We start from the raw sequence: 15,171 nt of genomic DNA on the forward strand, positions 1-15,171 counted from the left end.
ACCCCTAGGGCCTCGCCACCCCTAGGGGCGGGCCGGTTCGAAAGCCGCCGCTTCCTCGGGGTCGTGCCGGTCGTAGGAACGGCGCACATAGGACAGGGAGTCGAGAAGGTCCGCCGAGGTGATGGCCCGGGCCGGGCGTACGTCGGCGACGCCGGCCAGGGGCATCTTCCCGATGTCGGCCCAGCACAGCCGGCCGTCCGCGTCGATGTAACTGCGGCTGCGTCCCGCGTTGTCGGGATGCAGACAGTAGGGAACGTCGAGAATTCCCCTGCTGAACGCCGACAACAGCCCTGCGCCGAGGTCGTCGTCCAGCTCCAGCACCGCCTCGACCAGGGCGGATGCCTCGGCGTAGGTCTGGGTGCCGGTGCCCTCCAGCGGGGCCCGCCGGGTGCGGCGCGCGACCGCGCCGGCGTATTCGAGGGCGGCCACGTTCTCGGCCACCGCCGGAATGCGCCGGGATTCCGCGACGGTTTTCACGATGAGCCGTTCGCAACCGCCGGCGACGGCGAGTTCGGCCGCTTTCCCGAGGAGCCGGTAGGCGCCCGCTTCGGTTTCCGGATACAGACCCATGTAGGCGTAGACGACGACATGCCATTCGATGTCCGGCAGGAAACGCGCGCACAGGCTGCGCAACGCGGCCACCGCTTCGGCGTCCTGGCGCGGATCGGTCTGCTGGGCGTAACTCACGGAAATGCTGCGGATGCCGTGGCGGCGGAAGAACATGGCTTCCAGCACGCTGACGGCGACGAGCAGACCGGGCGGGCAGAGCTGGCCGAGGACGCAGCCGCCGAAGGTCTCCAGGTGGGGTTCGGCGCCCGACGCGCCCGCAGTGGCGAGCAGTTCGCAGGCGGCGGCCCAGTGGGCGACCGACTCGCGCAGCGGGACGCGGCCGTAGGGCAGGCAGTAGGAGACCGGGCCGCCCTCGGAGGCGTCGAGTCCGACGGCCATCAGGGCCCGGAAGATGTCCAGGGGCGCGGCCGAGCCGTGCCGGACCTGGACCGGGAAGCCGGGGCCGTGGACGCCGTCGAGCACCTGGCGGGTGGTGGCCGTCTCGTGGCTCACGATCGGGTAGCCGTTGAGGGCGACGCCCTCCAGGACGGCCAGTTGGGCGGACTCCAGGTCGCCGACCCGGGTGTAGCTGTCGAGGGTGATCGTGCCGACGGTGGTCGCCGCGCTGTCGCGGGTCGCGAGCAGCCCGGCCCGCATCCGGTCCGGGCTGCTCATTCCCATGCGCGGCTGGACCACGAGGTGGCCGGCGTCGTGAGCCCGGCGGACGAACGCGCCGAACCCGACGCCGGTCACACCAGGGCCCGCTGCGGCAGCGCGTCGAGCATCCGCAGGAAGGCGGCGACGCCCTCGGCGCTGTCGTCGAACACCGCGTCGTAGCCGGCGGCGCGCAGCGCGGCCACCTCGTCGGCGCCGCAGGGGCCGGTGATGCCGAGCTTGCCGCCGATGACGGCGGGCACGGTGGCAAGCTCGGGGTGTTCGCGCAGCCGGGTCACGGTGCGCATGCCGTCGTGGTAGCCGTGCCCGTTGACGCTGCTGACCACGATGAGCAGCGGGCGGCTCGCCAGCGCCTCGGCGATGAGCAGGTCCTCGGGCACGCAGGGGCCGAGGTTGACCACGCGGTGGCCGTGCTCTTCGAGGAGGAGCTGGAGGTAGACGAGGTTCCAGGTGTGGGAGTCGGAGATGCCGCCGGCCACGAGCACATGCGGGTCGCCGGGGGTGGGGGTCGTCGGGGAGGGGCTCATCACAGGGCCTGTCCGTGTTCGTAGGTTCGGGTGTGCTCGATGCGGGAGACGGAGACGAGGTCACCGCCGCGTACGACGATCTCGGCGGGGGCCGGCCTGCCGAGGAACATCAGCAGGCTGGCCGTCGGGCCGTAGGCGCCGGTGTTGGGCACGCTCAGCAGGTCGCCCGGTGCCGGGTCGGCGAGCGGGACGTTCCGGCCGAGCAGGTCGCCGGGGGTGCACAGCGGCCCGGCGAGGCTCGCCGGGGCGCCGTCGGCGCCGGCGGACTCGTGCGGTTCGACGGTGACGGGCATGATGCGGCCGAGACCGGACATGCCGCCGAAGGTGTTGATGCCGGCGTCGAGGACGACATAGCGCTGGTCGCGGCTGTCCTTGACGTTGACGACGGAGGTGACCAGGGTGCCGCTGTCGGCGACCAGGTAGCGGCCGGACTCGCAGGCGATGCGCGGGGCGCCCTCGCGCCAGCCGGGGAAGTGCTCGTCCAGCGTCTCGGCCAGGGCGGCGCGCAGCTCGCCGTAGACCGGTCGCCCGCCCTGCACACCGTACGGCGCGGCGAACCCGCCGCCGATGTCGAGCAGGCGGAAGGAGGCGCCGAGCGTGTCCTGGAGGGCGGCGGCGGTGGCGATGGTGTGCCGGAACTCGGCGATGAGGCTCGCCTCGTCCTTGGCGTTGCTCAGCGGGAAGAAGTGCAGTCCGGCGATCCGGGTGCCGGGCACCTCGCGCAGGGCGGCGGCGCGGCCGGGCAGGGTCTCGCTGTCGAAGCCGAACTGGGAGGGCACGCCGGTCATGCGGATGCCGGTGGGCGCGGCACCGGTGGCGTTGTTGACGCGGATCAGGCAGTCGGCGGTGAGGCCCAGCTTGCGGGCGGTCTCGCCGACGCGGGTGAGGTCGCCGTGGGACTCGGTGGAGAACAGCCGCACCCCGCGGATCAACGCCTGGCCGATTTCCTCGGCGGTCTTGCCGGGGCCGGTGTAGAGGATCTCCGCGCCGGGGAAGCCGGCCCGCAGGGCGGCGTCGAGTTCGCCGACGGAGCTGATCTCGGCACGGCAGCCGCGGGCGCCGCCGGAGCGCAGCTCGCGCAGCAGCTCGGGGTGCGGGTTGGCCTTGGCTGCGTAGAACACCTCGACCTCGTCGGGCAGCGCGGCGAACAGGTCGTCGCGGGCGGCCGCCACCCGGTCCAGGTCGTAGACGTAGGACGGGGTGCCGAAGCGGTCGGCCAGCTCGGTGGGGCCGGTCACGGGGCGGTTCCTTCCAGGAGGCGGGCGAGCTGCTTGCGGTCGTGCTTGCCGTGCGCGGTCAGCGGCAGCTCGGCGACGACGCGGCTCACCCCCGGCACCTTCGCGGGCTCCAGCCGCAGCGCCAGCTCCTTGAGCAGGTCGTGCGGGTCGATGTCGCCCTCGGCGAACACCGCGAGGGGGCGGCCCTCGGCCGGCGGCAGGACGGCGGCGGCGCGCACGCCGGGGATGTCGGTGGCGGCGCTCTCGATCTCGGTGGTGCTCATGCGCACGCCCTTGTGCTTGAACATGTCGTCGCGGCGGCCCTCGTAGTACAGGAAGCCGTCCTCGTCGACGTGCCCGAAGTCGCCGGTGTGCAGCCGCAGTCCGCCGTCCGGGGCGGGGCGGAAGGCGCGCGCGCTCTGCTCGGGCGCGCGCCAGTAGCCCGGCATGACGTGCGGGCCCTCGACCACGATCTCGCCGGTCTGCCAGGGGCCCAGACGGTTGCCGTCGTCGTCCACGACGAAGGCGCGGGTGCCGGGCAGCGGGCGGCCGACGGAGTCGGGCTTGGCGTCCTGGTGCGCGGGCGGCAGCACGGAGACGCGCTTGCACTCCGTCTGTCCGAACTGGACGACCACCTCCGCGCCGGGGAACGCCGAACGCAGCCCGTCGGCCGTGGCCTTGGGCAGCGCGGCACCGGTGTTGGTGAACATGCGCACCCGGGACTCCCGGCTCGGCTCGCGCTCCGCGAGGGTGACGATCATGGTGGCCAGGGAGGGCACGATGGGGACGACGGTGGCCCCCGTCTCCCGGATGCGGCGCAGCAGCACCAGGTCCGACTCCCCGTCGGCGAGCACGAGTTCGCTGCGGCCGGCCGCGGTGAGCAGCACCTTGTACAGGCCGTAGTCCCAGGAGATGGGGAAGCGGCAGAAGACCACGTCGTCGGGGCGGTAGCCGAGTTCCAGGTTGATGGCCTCGGTGGCGAACACCATGCGGCCGTGCGGGCAGATGACGGCCTTCGGGGCGGCGGTGGAGCCGGAGGTGTAGACGAGGACGGCGATGTCCTCGGGGCCGACCTCGGCCCCTTTGGAGCGGGCGCCGCGCACGCGCAGCGCGGTGATCTCCCGCCACGCCCCGCCGAGCCCGAGAACGGGCGCCCCGGCCGCGAGGGCGGCGACGCGGTCGACGGCCGGGTCGGTGACGACGACCAGCGAGGGCTCGGCGTTCTCGACCACCGCCCGCAGGTGGTAGTCCTTCATGCCGGTGTTGACGGGGACCAGGACGGCGCCGCGCCGCGCGGTGCCGTACATCAGGGCGACCAGTTCGCGGGTGCTGGGCAGCTGGACGAGGACCCGGTCGCCGTGGCCGATGCCGCGCTCTTCGAGCCAGGCGTCGACGGCGTGGCTGTGGGCGGCGAGTTCCCGGTACGTCCAGCGGCCCGTGCCGTCGGCGACCGCGGGGGCGTCGGGGCGCTCGGCGGCGGCCTCGTCGAGCAGGTCGTGCACCAGGGCGTCGGTGCGGGCCTCGCGCACCGGGGCGTCCGTGGGGGCCTGCGCTGTCGGTTGACCGTTCACTGCGACTCGTGCCGCCTTTCGTGTGTGCGTCCCGCCCCGGCCGACTGCCGCATGGCCGTGGCCCGGGTGGCGAGCTTCCTGCGGTCGGTCTTGCGGTTGGAGTTCAGCGGGAGCGCGTCCAGGTGGTGGTAGGCGCGCGGCACGACCGCGGCCGGCAGCAGCTCCCTGAGGTGGCGGGCGAGCCGGGCGGGCGGCACCGGTTCGCCGGTGTGGAAGACGGCCAGTTCGACCGTGCCGTCCACGGGCACCGCGACGGTCACGGCGTCCTCGACGCCGGGGCAGGTGCGGGCGGCGGCGTCCACCTCGGCCAGCTCCACCCGCACCCCGTGCACCTGCACCTGCGCGTCCTGGCGGCCGAGGTACAGCCAGCCGCCGTCGCCGGCGCGCCGGACGCGGTCACCGGTGCGGTAGAAGCGCTGGCCGCCGTGTTCCAGGAACCGTCCGGCGTCGTCGGACGGGTCGAGGTAGCCGGGGGTCGACTGCGGTCCGGCGACGCACAGTTCGCCCTCGTCGCCGGTGGTGGGCGCGCCGTCGGCGCCGAGCAGCAGCGTCGCGTGGCCCGGGTGTACGGCCCCGATGGGCACCATGTCGTTCAGGTACCGGCCCGGCGTCCAGCGCTGCGCGGTGATGGTGATGGTCAGTTCGGTCGGGCCGTACAGGTTCTCCAGCGCCGCGCCCGGCGCGGCGGCCGCCCAGTCCTCGGCGTCCTTGCAGCTGAGCGCCTCCCCCGCGAAGAAGCTCCAGCGCAGTGTCGGCAGCGCGCCCGGCTCCAGTGCGCCGGTGCGGCGCACCAGGGTGATCGCGCTGGGCGTGGAGAACCACACGGTCATGCCCTGCTCCGCCACGAACTCCGGCAGGTGGGCGTACGCGTGCGGCGGGATCGGGACGAGGGTGGCGCCGGCGCCCCAGGCGCAGAACAGGTCGAACATCGCGCAGTCGAAGTTGAGGTCGAAGGTCTGCGAGAAGACGTCGTGCGGGCCGAAGTCGTAGCGCTCGTCGAGGAGGTGGAAGTAGTGCGCGGTGTTGGCGTGGGTGACCGGCACACCCTTGGGCCGGCCGGTGGAGCCGGAGGTGAACAGCACGTAGGCGGTGTCGGAGGGCCGGGCGGGCAGGGGCGCCTTCAGCGCGCTGTCCGGGTCGACGGGGAGCGCGGGCATCGGCTGCCCGCCGGGCGCGTACAGCGTCGGCAGGCCGACGCCCTCCGCGTGCAGCGCGGCCAGGGCGGGCAGGGCGTCGTCGTCGGCGAGCAGCGCACCCGCCCCGGCGGCCTCGATCATCTGCCGGGTGCGGGCGGCGGGGAAGGCCGGCTGGAGCGGTACGACGGTGACGCCGCTGTACAGGCCGGCCAGCAGGGCCGCGTACGCCGTGGGTCCCTTGCCGGCCAGCACGCCGACGGCGGGCGCCCGTTCGGGGAGGCCGGCGCGCAGCGAGCCGGCCAGGACCAGGGCGCGTTCGTGCAGTTCGCGGTACGTGGTCTCGACGCCGCCGGCGCGCAGCGCGGCCCGGTCGGGAGCGAGGGCCAGGCCGCGCAGGAACCGGCCGGCGAGCGTGCCGTCCATGGTGGGATCCACGACTGGCCGTCCCGTCAGCCCGCGGTGGTGTGCAGCATGCTCCGCACGGTGTCCCACAGCACGCCGGCGGTGCGGAAGGTGTCCATGGTCAGCGCGCTGTCGCGGAAGCGGACCTGGTAGGCGTCCTCCAGCGTGCCCAGCAGCTGGACGGTGGCGAGCGAGTCCAGGCCGAGGTCCTTCAGCTCGGCGTCGGGCGTCAGCTCCTCCTGCGGGCCGAGGAACGGCAGGAAGGGGCGCAGTATCTGCTCGAACCGGTCGTCAAACATGGGGCCTCCGGGGAGTCGGGCGGGTCAGGCGGCGCGCGAGCGGCGCCGGGGGGTCATCGCCAGCCGCGGCGGTGCGGCGACGACGTCGAAGTTGCGGGTCGCGCAGGGCACCCGGCCGAAGAGGCTGTCGGGTCCGGCCACGCACAGGCGGCGTACGCCCGCGTCCTTGAGGGCCGTGGTGACGCTCGGCCAGTTCATGGGGTGGTCGAAGCCGTCGAGCAGCATGGTGCGCAGTTCCTCGCCGGTGTGCAGCAGCCGGCCGTCCTGGTCGGCGACGACGGGCAGTTCGGGGTCGGCGAAGGAGTAGCGCGAGACCACCTCGCGCTCGGCTTTCTCCCGCAGGGTGCGGAACGCCGAGGCGTGCATGGGCGGCCGCATGGTGTACAGCGGCAGGCTGCCGATGGCGCGCAGCCGCTCCTCCATCCAGGCCACACGGTGTTCGGACAACGAGACCATGAGGAAGCCGTCGTCGATGTGGCAGGAGATCTCGTGCCACTCCCCCGCCTCGTCCAGCTCGGCGAGGATCGCGTCGAGGCCGTCCTGCGGGGCGCGGACGAAGGACAGGGTGACGATGTCCCGGTGCTCCTCGGCGAAGTACTCCTCCAGGCAGCGGGCGATCTCGGCGGTCAGCCGGACCGCGTCGGGCAGCTCCAGGGCGCCGGTGTAGGCGAGGGCCGCCTTCTCGCCGAAGCTGGGCCCGGCGACGATGTCGGGCTCGACCCCGAGGTGGTCGCGGGCCCAGTGGGCGCAGGCCAGGCAGTTCACGAAGAAGGCGACCTGGGCGGCCTCGGAGTAGTCGCCGGGGGCGGTGCGGAAGGCGTCCACGAGCGAGTAGCCGAGTGCCTCGTCGGCGACGGCGACCAGCTCCCGGGCGTGGGGGCCGGCCACCATGAACCGGCCCACCTCGGCGAACGGGACGGGTCCCATGCCGGGGAAGACCAGTGCGGTGTCGTGTGCCATGGCGGGATCCCCGCCCCCTTTCGCGGGTTCGTGGGCGTGCGAGGGCCCTCGGTCGTCACAGGCTCTTGAGGAAGTCGGTCATGACCTCGAAGAACCGCTCGGGTTCCTCCAGGTGCGGAAGGTGGCTCGACTCCTCGAAGATCTCCCAGCGCGCCTGGGGGATGTGGTCCTGGTACGGCTGGACGACGGCCGGGGTGGCCTCGTCGTGGCGGCCGCTGATCAGCAGGGTCGGGGTGTCGATCCGGTGCAGCTCGTCGATGATCGACCAGGCCTTCAGCGTCCCGATCACATGGAACTCGTTGGGCCCGTTCATCGCGTAGTACACGGTCGGGTCGTTATAGATCTCCATGAAGGAGGACAGGAAGTCGCGGGGCCAGGGTGTCACGCGGCACACGTGGCGGTCGTAGAAGACCCGCATCGCGGCGAGGTAGTCGGCACTGTCGTAGGTGCCGTCCGCCTCGTGCCGGCGCAGGGTGGCCTCGACGTCCGGCGGCAGCTCGGCGCGCAGCCGGGCCATCTCCTGGAGCCAGAGCGGGTAGGAGGCGGGCGCGTTGGCGATGACCAGCCCGCGCAGTCCGGCGGGGTTGGTCATGGCGTGCCGGGCGCACAGGGGGCCGCCCCAGGACTGGCCGAACAGCACGTAGTCGTCGGCGATGCCCAATGTGTCGACCAGGTTGGCCAGTTCGCGCTCGAACAGCTCGACCGTCCAGAACTCGGTTCCCCTGTCGGGCAGATGGGTCGAGCCGCCGTTGCCGAGCTGGTCGTAGTGGACGACGGGCCAGCCGTCGTCGGCGAGCCGGGCCAGCGGCAGCAGGTAGTCATGGGTACTGCCGGGCCCGCCGTGCACGGCGACGACCGCCGGGCGTCCCGCGCCGAGTTCGCCGGTCACTCGGTACCAGGTCCGGTACTCCCCGAAGGGAACGGTGCCCTTCGCGCTGGGATCCGGAGACACAGTGATCACCTCTGCTCGGCTGCGGGACGCGGCGGCGGCCGGGGCCACCGGCCGGGACCAGGAGAGCCGGGGGGTGGTCGAACACTGTCTCCGCCGTGGTCCGCAGCCGACGCTAACCGGCCCCGCGCCGCCACCGGACCCCTAACCGCCCCTAGGCGGCTGCCGGCGCGAACAGGGGTGGTCGCGCGCCCGGCGGGTGCCCGCCCCCGCGATCCGGACACGGGTGCTCCCAGCCCCGGCGGACCGCCCCCCGGCGACCCCGGCGCCGCCGGGGGCTGGGTCCTGTCGTCGGACTCCCGCCGTTCACCCGGAGCGGCCCCGTGGCGTCACGGTGTGTGCCGGGCCTCACGCTCTTCGAGCGGGGGCGCCCGTTCGGCGCGCCGGGCCCGGCCCGAGCACGGGCGTGCACGGCGTCGCGAGGCCGGGGGCACCTCCCGGCCGAAGGGTGGGAGAGGGAGTTCGACCGACGGGGCTAGGGGCGCCTAGGGGTTGGGGGCCTCGGGGCCCGCTGCCTAGCGTGCGGGAGACGGCCGACAGCGCCGCGCCGGTGCCGCGTCCGGGCCCGCTGCGCCGCCGGCGCCTTTCGTTTTCCCCCGTGCGAAGAGGACATGATGACTGCACCTGCCGAACCCGCCGACGGGGCCTCGCTGCCGGAGTTCCCGATGCGGCGGGCCTGTCCCTTCAGCCCGCCGGCCGCCTATGCCGGGCTGCGCGAGACCGAGCCGGTCTCCCGGGCGCGGCTCAAGGTCGACGGCAAGCCCACGTGGCTGATCACCCGGCACGACCTGTACAAGAAGCTGCTGGGCGACGCGCGGGTCAGCGCGAACCTGAAACTGCCCGGATACCCCCTTCAGGTGCCGGTGCCGCAGGAGACGCTGCAGTCGGTGCCGCTGACCTTCCTCTCCATGGACCCGCCGGACCACACCGTCCAACGCCGCATGCTGGCGCCCGAGTTCAGTGTGCGGCGGATGCGTGAGCTGCGCGAGCGGGTGCAGCAGATCGTGGACCAGCAGATCGACCAGATGCTCGCCAAGGGGGCCGACGGGCCCGTCGACCTGGTCACCGCGCTCGCCCTGCCGGTGCCGTCCTTCGTCATCTGCGAACTGCTCGGCGTCCCCTACGAGGACCACGGCCGGTTCGAGGAGTGGGCGTGGGCCATCATGAACCACGACATCAGCGACGAGGACCGCGGCCGCGCCCACTACGAGCTGGACAGGTACGTGGACGGGCTGGTCACCGCCAAGGAGAGCGAGCCGGGCGACGACATGATCAGCCGGCTGATCGAGTTCAACCGGCAGACGCCGTCGGTGGAGCACTCCGACATCGTCAGCATGTCCAAACTGATGCTGGTCACCGGGCACGAGACCACCGCGAACATGATCGCCCTCGGCACCCTCGCGCTGCTGGAGCACCCCGACCAGCTCGCCGCGGTCCGCGAGGAGCCGGAGCTGATGCCGAAGGCGGTGGAGGAGCTGCTGCGATTCTTCTCCATCTCCGACGCGGGCACCGCGCGGGTGGCCATGGAGGACATCGAGCTGGGCGGGGTGACGATCCGGGCCGGCGAGGGCATCCTGCCGCTGAACAACGCCGCCAACCACGACGAGCGGGTCTTCCCCGACCCCGACCGGCTCGACGTGCGCCGCGAGGCCCGCAGCCAGCTGGCGTTCGGCTACGGCGTGCACCAGTGCATCGGCCAGAACCTGGCCCGCATGGAGCTGGACGTCGTCTACTCCACGCTCTTGCGGCGCATCCCGACGCTGCGTCTGGCCACCCCGGTCGATGAGCTGCGGTTCAAGGACGACGCCATGGTCTACGGCCTGTACGAGCTGCCCGTCACCTGGTGACGGACCTCCCCCGCTCCCACCGCTCTTCCGTCACCGCCCCTTCGCGAAAGGCAGCCATGACCCAGTCCGCCGACGCCACGCCCGAGGCGGGGCCGTCGCTTCCGCGGTTCCCGATGCGGCGCACCTGTCCGTTCAGCGAGCCGAGCGAGTACGCCGGGATGCGCGCGGCCAACCCGGTGTCGCGGGCCGCGCTGAAGGTGAACGGCAAACCGGCCTGGCTCGTCACCCGGCACGAGCACGTCCGCCAGGTGCTCGGCGACAGCCGCGTCAGCTCCAACCTCAAGCTGCCGGGCTACCCGCACCAGTTCCACATCCCCGAGGAGATGCTGGCGCAGGTCCGGCTGATGCTGCTCAACATGGACCCCCCGGAGCACACTGCCCAACGGCGCATGCTCATCCCGGAGTTCACCGCCCGCCGGGTCAAGGAGCTGCGCCCGCGCATCCAGGAGATCGTCGACGAGCGCGTGGACGCGATGCTGGGCGCCGGCGGCCCGGTGGACCTGGTCACGGCCCTCGCCCTGCCGGTCCCCTCGCTGGTGATCTGCGAGCTGCTCGGCGTGCCGTACGAGGACCACGCCCGGTTCGAGGAGTGGTCGGCGGCGATGATGAACCACGATCTGAGCCCGGCGGAGTACGGCGCCGCGGTGCAGGCCCTGGACATGTACCTCGACAAGCTCGTCACCCTCAAGGAGAGCGAGCCGGGCGACGACCTCATCAGCCGCTTCCTGGAGAAGAACCGCACCGAGCAGGTCGCCGACCACGTCGACGTGGTGACGATGGCCCGCCTGATGCTGGTGGGCGGCCACGAGACGACGGCCAACATGATCGCCCTCGGTGTGCTGGCCCTGTTGCGGCACCCCGAGCAGCTGGCCGAGCTGCGCGCCGACCCCTCGCTCCTGCCGGGCGCCATCGAGGAGTTGCTGCGGGTCTTCTCCATCTCCGACTCCGGCACGGCGCGCGTCGCGCTGGAGGACATCGAGGTCGGCGGCGTCACCATCCGGGCCGGCGAGGGCATCCTCGCCCTGAACAACGCCGCCGACCACGACGAGTCCGTCTTCCCGGACCCGGACACCCTCGACATCCACCGCGCGGAGGCCCGCAGCCACCTCGCCTTCGGCTACGGCGTCCACCAGTGCATCGGCGCCAACCTCGCCCGGGTGGAGCTGGAGTGCGTCTACGGCACGCTGCTGCGCCGCGTTCCGGATCTGCGTCTGGCTGCCGAACCGGACGAGCTGCGTTTCAAGGACGACGCCATGGTCTACGGCGTCTACGAACTCCCCGTCACCTGGTGACGGCCGACCCGATCGGAGTCCCCCTCATGCGTGTCACCAGCGAACGCGACCGGTGCGTGGGGTCCGGCCAGTGCGCGATGCTCAGCCCGGAGGTGTTCGACCAGGACGACGACGGCCTGGTGCTCGTCCTGCGGGAGGAGCCCGCCCCGGACCAGCGCGCGGGCGTCCTCCAGGCGGCCGACCTGTGCCCCTCGCGCGCCCTGCGCGTCGACGGCTGAACAGCCGTGCCGGACCGGCCGCGCCCTCCCGCGCCACGGCCCCGCGCCGGCACCGGTCAGGGCACGGCGCGGGAGGTCAACGCCCTGTGCCGGCGACTGATCGCCCGCGACGCCGGTGCCCTGTCCTTCGTCTTCGACCTGCCCACCCGGCTGGGTCTCGACTCCGACGCACCGCTCGCGCGCGGTGAGGTCGGCAGGACGGGCGTGCCCGTCGACTCCCTCGACGACATGCGGGTCCTGCTGGCCGGGATCCCGCTGGACATGGTGTCCGTTTCCGGGGTGTCCGGCGTCCCGGCCGCGCCCCTGATGCTCCTGCACCACCTGGTGGCGGAGGAACGCGGCATCCCGGTCCACCGGCTCACCGGGACGATGACGAACGACGTGGCGGACACGGCGGTGCCGGTCGCCGAACCCGGTCCGCCGCAGCGGGAGATCGAGGCCCGGCAGGTCGAGCGCCTCGCCAAGCTCCGCGCCTGGCGCGACCAGGAGCGGGTGGACCGCCACATCGCCGCTCTGCGGAAGGCGGCCGCTGGACCGGACGACGTACTGCCCCCCATGAAAGAGGCTCTCGCCGCCGGCACGACGGTCGGCGAGATCTGTGACGCGCTGCGCGAACCGGGGGAGGCCGAGTCGTGAGACGCGTCGTCATCGTCGGAGCGTCGGCGGGTGGTCCGACCACCGCCGGGGCCCTGCGCCGGACCGGGTTCGAGGGCGGGATCACAGTCGTCGGCGCCGAGCCCGAGCCGCCCTACGACCGCCTTCCGCTGTCCAAGCACCTGCTGCGCCGGGAGTGGGAACCGGACCGGCTCACCCTGCGCTCGGGCCCCGGACTCGACGCACTCCGCGTGGACTTGCGCCTCGGTGTGCCGGCGTCCGGACCGGATCCGCTCGCGCGGACGGTGCTGCTGGACGACGGCACCGAGGCAGGCTAGGACGCCGTGGTCGTCGCGACCGGCGTCCGCCCCCGGCGCCTGCCCGGCACCGACGGCATCGCCGGCGTGCACACGCTGCGGCCGCTCCGGGACGCGCTGGCGCTGCGGGCGCGGCTGCTGCCCCGGCGACGGTTGGTGCTCGTCGGCGCCGGATTCCTCGGTACGGAGGTCGCCGCCGTGGCCCGCGGTCTCGGCGCCGAGGCGACGCTGGTGGAGTCGGTGCCGTTGGCGGCGGCCGTCGGCGAGCGGGCCGGGCGGTTTCTGAGCGGCCTCCACGAGCGGCACGGCGTCACGGTCCGCGCGGGTGCCGCGGTCACCGGCATCCTCGACGCAGGCGGCGGCGTGACCGGCGTCGAGCTGACCGATGGCCGCCGGGTCGAGCGTCGTATCGGCCGGCGACGTGCTCGTGGCCATCGGCTGCGCGCCGAACACCGAGTGGCTCGCGGACAGCGGCCTCACGGTCGAGGACGGTCTGGTGTGCGACGCGTACTGCGCGGCGGCTCCCGGCGCGTACGGGGTCGGTGACGTGGCCCGCTGGTACAACCCCCGGTTCGCCACGGCGATGCGGATCGAGCACCGTACCAACGCCGCCGAGCAGGCCCTGGCCGTCGGGCGCGGTCTCGTACGCCCCGAGGAGCGCCGGCCGTACGCCCCGGTGCCGTGCTTCTGGTCCGACCAGTGCGACGTCGAGGTGCAGGCGCACGGACGTCTGCGCGTGCATGACGAGGCCGTCGTCCTCGACAGCGACCCCGGCCGGCGACTGCTCGTCGTGTATCGCACCGGGGACCGGATCGCCGGGGTGCTCGCCGCCGGAGTGTCCCCCCGGCAGCTGAGCGCCTGGCGTGCCCTCGTGGCGGACGGCGCCCCGTGGAAGGCGGCTCCGGACACCGCCTGACCCGAGGGGAACCACCGTATGCGCTAAGGGAGTCGGTCAGCCGGCGGCGGGACCGGCCGGGGGCCCGCGAGGGACTGGGCCTGCTCCAGGAAGCGGGGCAGCCATTCCTCGTAGGAGACTCCCCCGAGGAACCTCAGGGCGGCTTCCGCGTCCTCGCCGACCGGCGTGTGCAGCGGGGTGCCGGGGTCCTCGGCGGCGGCGACGATCGCCTCGGCCGCCTCGGCGCAGTCGGCGGCGCCCTGTGCCACCCGCGCGAGGAATCCGGCCAGCCAGGCGTGGTCGGCGCGGTACGGGCCGGCCCCGGGCGACTCCCCGGCCGGCTCGGCCGCGGTCCGGCGTCGGATGGCGGAGGCGAAGCTGCCCGGTTCGAGGCACACCACGCGGACACCGAACGGCCCGACCTCCGCGGACAGGGCCTCGCTGAGCGCGCCCAGAGCGGCCTTGCTCGCCGCGTAGAGGCCGCCGTGCGGCACGGCGAACGTGCGGCCCGCGAGCGAGGAGACGTTGACGATGACGCCGCCGCCCCGGGCGCGCATGCCGGGCAGCACGGCGCGGGACATGCGCAGCGGGCCCCAGAAGTTGGTCTCCATGACCAGGCGCGCCTCGTCGAGGGGCATGGTCTCGGCAGGGCCGGTGCGGTCGACGCCGGCGTTGTTGACCAGGACGTCGATCGGCCCGTGCCGCTCCTGCACCTCGGTGACGGCGGCGGCGACCGAGGCGTCGTCGGTGACGTCCAGCACGGGGACGTCGAGGGTGAGCCGCTCGGCGCGGGCGCGGTCGAGCAGTCTCCCGGCGGTGGCGGGGTCGCGTACGGCGGCGTGCACCCGGTCGCCGCGCCGCGCGAACGCCAGTGCCGTCTCCAGGCCGATGCCGCTGCCGCACCCGGTGATGAGGACGGAGGTCATGCCCGCACCGCCTGCTGGGTCAGCAGCTCCAGGACCTCGTGCTGGTGGTCCGTCAGGTAGAAGTGGCCGCCCCGGAACACGTGGAAGTCGAACGACGCGTCCGTGTGGCGCGACCAGGCGCGTGCCTCCTCCACGGTGACCTTGGGGTCGTCGTCTCCGACGAGGCCGACGACGGGGCAGTTCAGGTTCGGGCCGGGTTCGTAGACGTAGGTCTCGGCGGCGCGGTAGTCGGCGCGGATCGCGGGCAGGGCCATGCGGATCAGTTCCTCGTCGTCGAGGATGGCCGCGTCCGTCCCGCTCAGTTCCCGCATCTCCTCGACGAGTCCGTCGTCGTCGCGCAGGTGGACGCTCTCGTCACGCGGGCAGGAGGGCGCCCGGCGGGCGGAGACGACCAGTGCGCGCGGGACGACGCCGTGGTCGCGTTCGAGCCGGCGGGCGACCTCGAAGCCGAGCGTCGCGCCCATGCTGTGGCCGAAGAGGACCAGCGGGCGGTCGGTCCAGGCCAGCAGGACGGAGGTGACCTGGTCGGCCAGTTCCCGGATGCTGGTGGCGCAGGGTTCGCCGCGGCGGTCCTGGCGCCCGGGGTACTGCACGGCGAGCACGTCCACGGACGCCGGCATGCGCGCGGACACCGGGTGGTAGAAGGTCGCCGAGCCACCCGCGTGGGGCAGGCACACCAGCCTGGCCGCCGCGTCCGGGCGGGGCTGGTAGCGGCGGATCCAGAGGCGGTCCTGCTCTTGCTCGGCGAGCGTGGTCATGGGGCGGGCGCGTCCTTCCTGACGGTGGCCGCGGCGCGG

The 15,171-nt window shown here is 73.4% G+C and carries 15 protein-coding genes and 1 pseudogene; 6 read left to right on the plus strand and 10 right to left on the minus strand.

The window, feature by feature from the left end; translation table 11 throughout:
• Positions 1 to 21: 21 nt before the first annotated feature.
• From ACZ60X_RS26855 to ACZ60X_RS26890, 8 genes are read right to left on the minus strand one after another with little or no spacing between them, the layout of a single operon-like run.
• Positions 22 to 1,302 (minus strand): methylaspartate mutase, encoded by a 1,281-nt coding sequence (locus ACZ60X_RS26855; RefSeq protein WP_469603391.1) that lies wholly within the window; start codon positions 1,300 to 1,302, stop codon positions 22 to 24.
• Positions 1,299 to 1,751: a cobalamin B12-binding domain-containing protein gene (locus tag ACZ60X_RS26860; protein ID WP_469603394.1), complete on the minus strand. Its 453-nt coding sequence runs from the start codon at positions 1,749 to 1,751 to the stop codon at positions 1,299 to 1,301. Before ACZ60X_RS26860 ends, ACZ60X_RS26855 begins: the two co-directional genes overlap by 4 nt.
• Positions 1,751 to 2,989, minus strand: a complete 1,239-nt coding sequence (locus ACZ60X_RS26865; RefSeq protein WP_469603397.1) for a type III PLP-dependent enzyme domain-containing protein — start codon at positions 2,987 to 2,989, stop codon at positions 1,751 to 1,753. The genes ACZ60X_RS26860 and ACZ60X_RS26865 overlap by 1 nt, the downstream gene beginning before the upstream one ends.
• Positions 2,986 to 4,539 carry an AMP-binding protein gene (locus tag ACZ60X_RS26870; RefSeq protein WP_469603400.1) on the minus strand — a complete coding sequence of 518 codons (1,554 nt, stop codon included), beginning with the start codon at positions 4,537 to 4,539 and terminating at the stop codon, positions 2,986 to 2,988. The genes ACZ60X_RS26865 and ACZ60X_RS26870 overlap by 4 nt, the downstream gene beginning before the upstream one ends.
• Complete coding sequence (locus ACZ60X_RS26875) at positions 4,536 to 6,098, minus strand: AMP-binding protein (RefSeq protein ID WP_469603655.1); 1,563 nt, start codon at positions 6,096 to 6,098, stop codon at positions 4,536 to 4,538. The genes ACZ60X_RS26870 and ACZ60X_RS26875 overlap by 4 nt, the downstream gene beginning before the upstream one ends.
• Positions 6,099 to 6,124: 26 nt before the next feature.
• Positions 6,125 to 6,376, minus strand: coding sequence for a phosphopantetheine-binding protein (locus tag ACZ60X_RS26880; protein WP_469603402.1), 252 nt, complete (start codon positions 6,374 to 6,376; stop codon positions 6,125 to 6,127).
• Between the two features lie 24 nt (positions 6,377 to 6,400).
• Positions 6,401 to 7,336, minus strand: coding sequence for an ACP S-malonyltransferase (locus ACZ60X_RS26885; RefSeq protein WP_469603405.1), 936 nt, complete (start codon positions 7,334 to 7,336; stop codon positions 6,401 to 6,403).
• Positions 7,337 to 7,391: 55 nt separating this feature from the next.
• A complete protein-coding gene (locus ACZ60X_RS26890; RefSeq protein ID WP_469603407.1) occupies positions 7,392 to 8,288 on the minus strand; it encodes a proline iminopeptidase-family hydrolase in 897 nt (298 codons plus the stop codon).
• Positions 8,289 to 8,899: 611 nt separating this feature from the next.
• On the opposite strand from ACZ60X_RS26890, the gene ACZ60X_RS26895 reads away from it, so the two are divergent.
• The 6 genes and pseudogenes from ACZ60X_RS26895 to ACZ60X_RS26920 all read left to right on the plus strand — a co-directional run bounded on the left by ACZ60X_RS26895 (position 8,900) and on the right by ACZ60X_RS26920 (position 13,469).
• A complete protein-coding gene (locus ACZ60X_RS26895) occupies positions 8,900 to 10,132 on the plus strand; it encodes a cytochrome P450 (protein WP_469603658.1) in 1,233 nt (410 codons plus the stop codon).
• 56 nt (positions 10,133 to 10,188) lie between these two features.
• Positions 10,189 to 11,424, plus strand: a complete 1,236-nt coding sequence (locus tag ACZ60X_RS26900) for a cytochrome P450 (RefSeq protein WP_469603409.1) — start codon at positions 10,189 to 10,191, stop codon at positions 11,422 to 11,424.
• Positions 11,425 to 11,450: 26 nt separating this feature from the next.
• Positions 11,451 to 11,642 (plus strand): ferredoxin, encoded by a 192-nt coding sequence (locus ACZ60X_RS26905; protein WP_469603412.1) that lies wholly within the window; start codon positions 11,451 to 11,453, stop codon positions 11,640 to 11,642.
• Positions 11,643 to 11,648: 6 nt separating this feature from the next.
• Entirely contained in the window at positions 11,649 to 12,278 is a 630-nt protein-coding gene (locus ACZ60X_RS26910; protein ID WP_469603414.1) for a methylmalonyl-CoA mutase family protein, read from the plus strand.
• A pseudogene (locus ACZ60X_RS26915) lies at positions 12,275 to 13,099 on the plus strand (FAD-dependent oxidoreductase). Before ACZ60X_RS26910 ends, ACZ60X_RS26915 begins: the two are co-directional and overlap by 4 nt.
• A complete protein-coding gene (locus tag ACZ60X_RS26920; RefSeq protein WP_469603661.1) occupies positions 12,981 to 13,469 on the plus strand; it encodes an oxidoreductase C-terminal domain-containing protein in 489 nt (162 codons plus the stop codon). Before ACZ60X_RS26915 ends, ACZ60X_RS26920 begins: the two are co-directional and overlap by 119 nt.
• 23 nt (positions 13,470 to 13,492) lie before the next feature.
• Here ACZ60X_RS26920 and ACZ60X_RS26925 read toward each other — a convergent pair whose 3' ends face one another.
• Together ACZ60X_RS26925 and ACZ60X_RS26930 are read right to left on the minus strand one after the other, a co-directional pair.
• Positions 13,493 to 14,374, minus strand: a complete 882-nt coding sequence (locus ACZ60X_RS26925) for an SDR family oxidoreductase (RefSeq protein WP_469603417.1) — start codon at positions 14,372 to 14,374, stop codon at positions 13,493 to 13,495.
• The gene (locus ACZ60X_RS26930) at positions 14,371 to 15,132 is read right to left on the minus strand and encodes a thioesterase II family protein (RefSeq protein ID WP_469603420.1); all 762 of its coding nucleotides are present in this window, start codon (positions 15,130 to 15,132) and stop codon (positions 14,371 to 14,373) included. The genes ACZ60X_RS26925 and ACZ60X_RS26930 overlap by 4 nt, the downstream gene beginning before the upstream one ends.
• Between the last annotated feature and the right edge of the window lie 39 nt (positions 15,133 to 15,171).

The organism is Streptomyces sp. NPDC104106, assembly GCF_055584345.1.

Excerpts from the sequence above, each read along its gene's own strand:
- ACZ60X_RS26860 (WP_469603394.1), bottom strand. The coding sequence starts at position 1,751 with ATGAGCCCCTCCCCGACGACCCCCACCCCCGGCGACCCGCATGTGCTC.
- ACZ60X_RS26875 (WP_469603655.1), bottom strand. The coding sequence starts at position 6,098 with ATGGACGGCACGCTCGCCGGCCGGTTCCTGCGCGGCCTGGCCCTCGCT.
- ACZ60X_RS26880 (WP_469603402.1), bottom strand. The coding sequence starts at position 6,376 with ATGTTTGACGACCGGTTCGAGCAGATACTGCGCCCCTTCCTGCCGTTC.
- ACZ60X_RS26885 (WP_469603405.1), bottom strand. The coding sequence starts at position 7,336 with ATGGCACACGACACCGCACTGGTCTTCCCCGGCATGGGACCCGTCCCG.
- ACZ60X_RS26895 (WP_469603658.1), top strand. The coding sequence starts at position 8,900 with ATGACTGCACCTGCCGAACCCGCCGACGGGGCCTCGCTGCCGGAGTTC.
- ACZ60X_RS26900 (WP_469603409.1), top strand. The coding sequence starts at position 10,189 with ATGACCCAGTCCGCCGACGCCACGCCCGAGGCGGGGCCGTCGCTTCCG.
- ACZ60X_RS26905 (WP_469603412.1), top strand. The coding sequence starts at position 11,451 with ATGCGTGTCACCAGCGAACGCGACCGGTGCGTGGGGTCCGGCCAGTGC.
- ACZ60X_RS26925 (WP_469603417.1), bottom strand. The coding sequence starts at position 14,374 with ATGACCTCCGTCCTCATCACCGGGTGCGGCAGCGGCATCGGCCTGGAG.
- ACZ60X_RS26930 (WP_469603420.1), bottom strand. The coding sequence starts at position 15,132 with ATGACCACGCTCGCCGAGCAAGAGCAGGACCGCCTCTGGATCCGCCGC.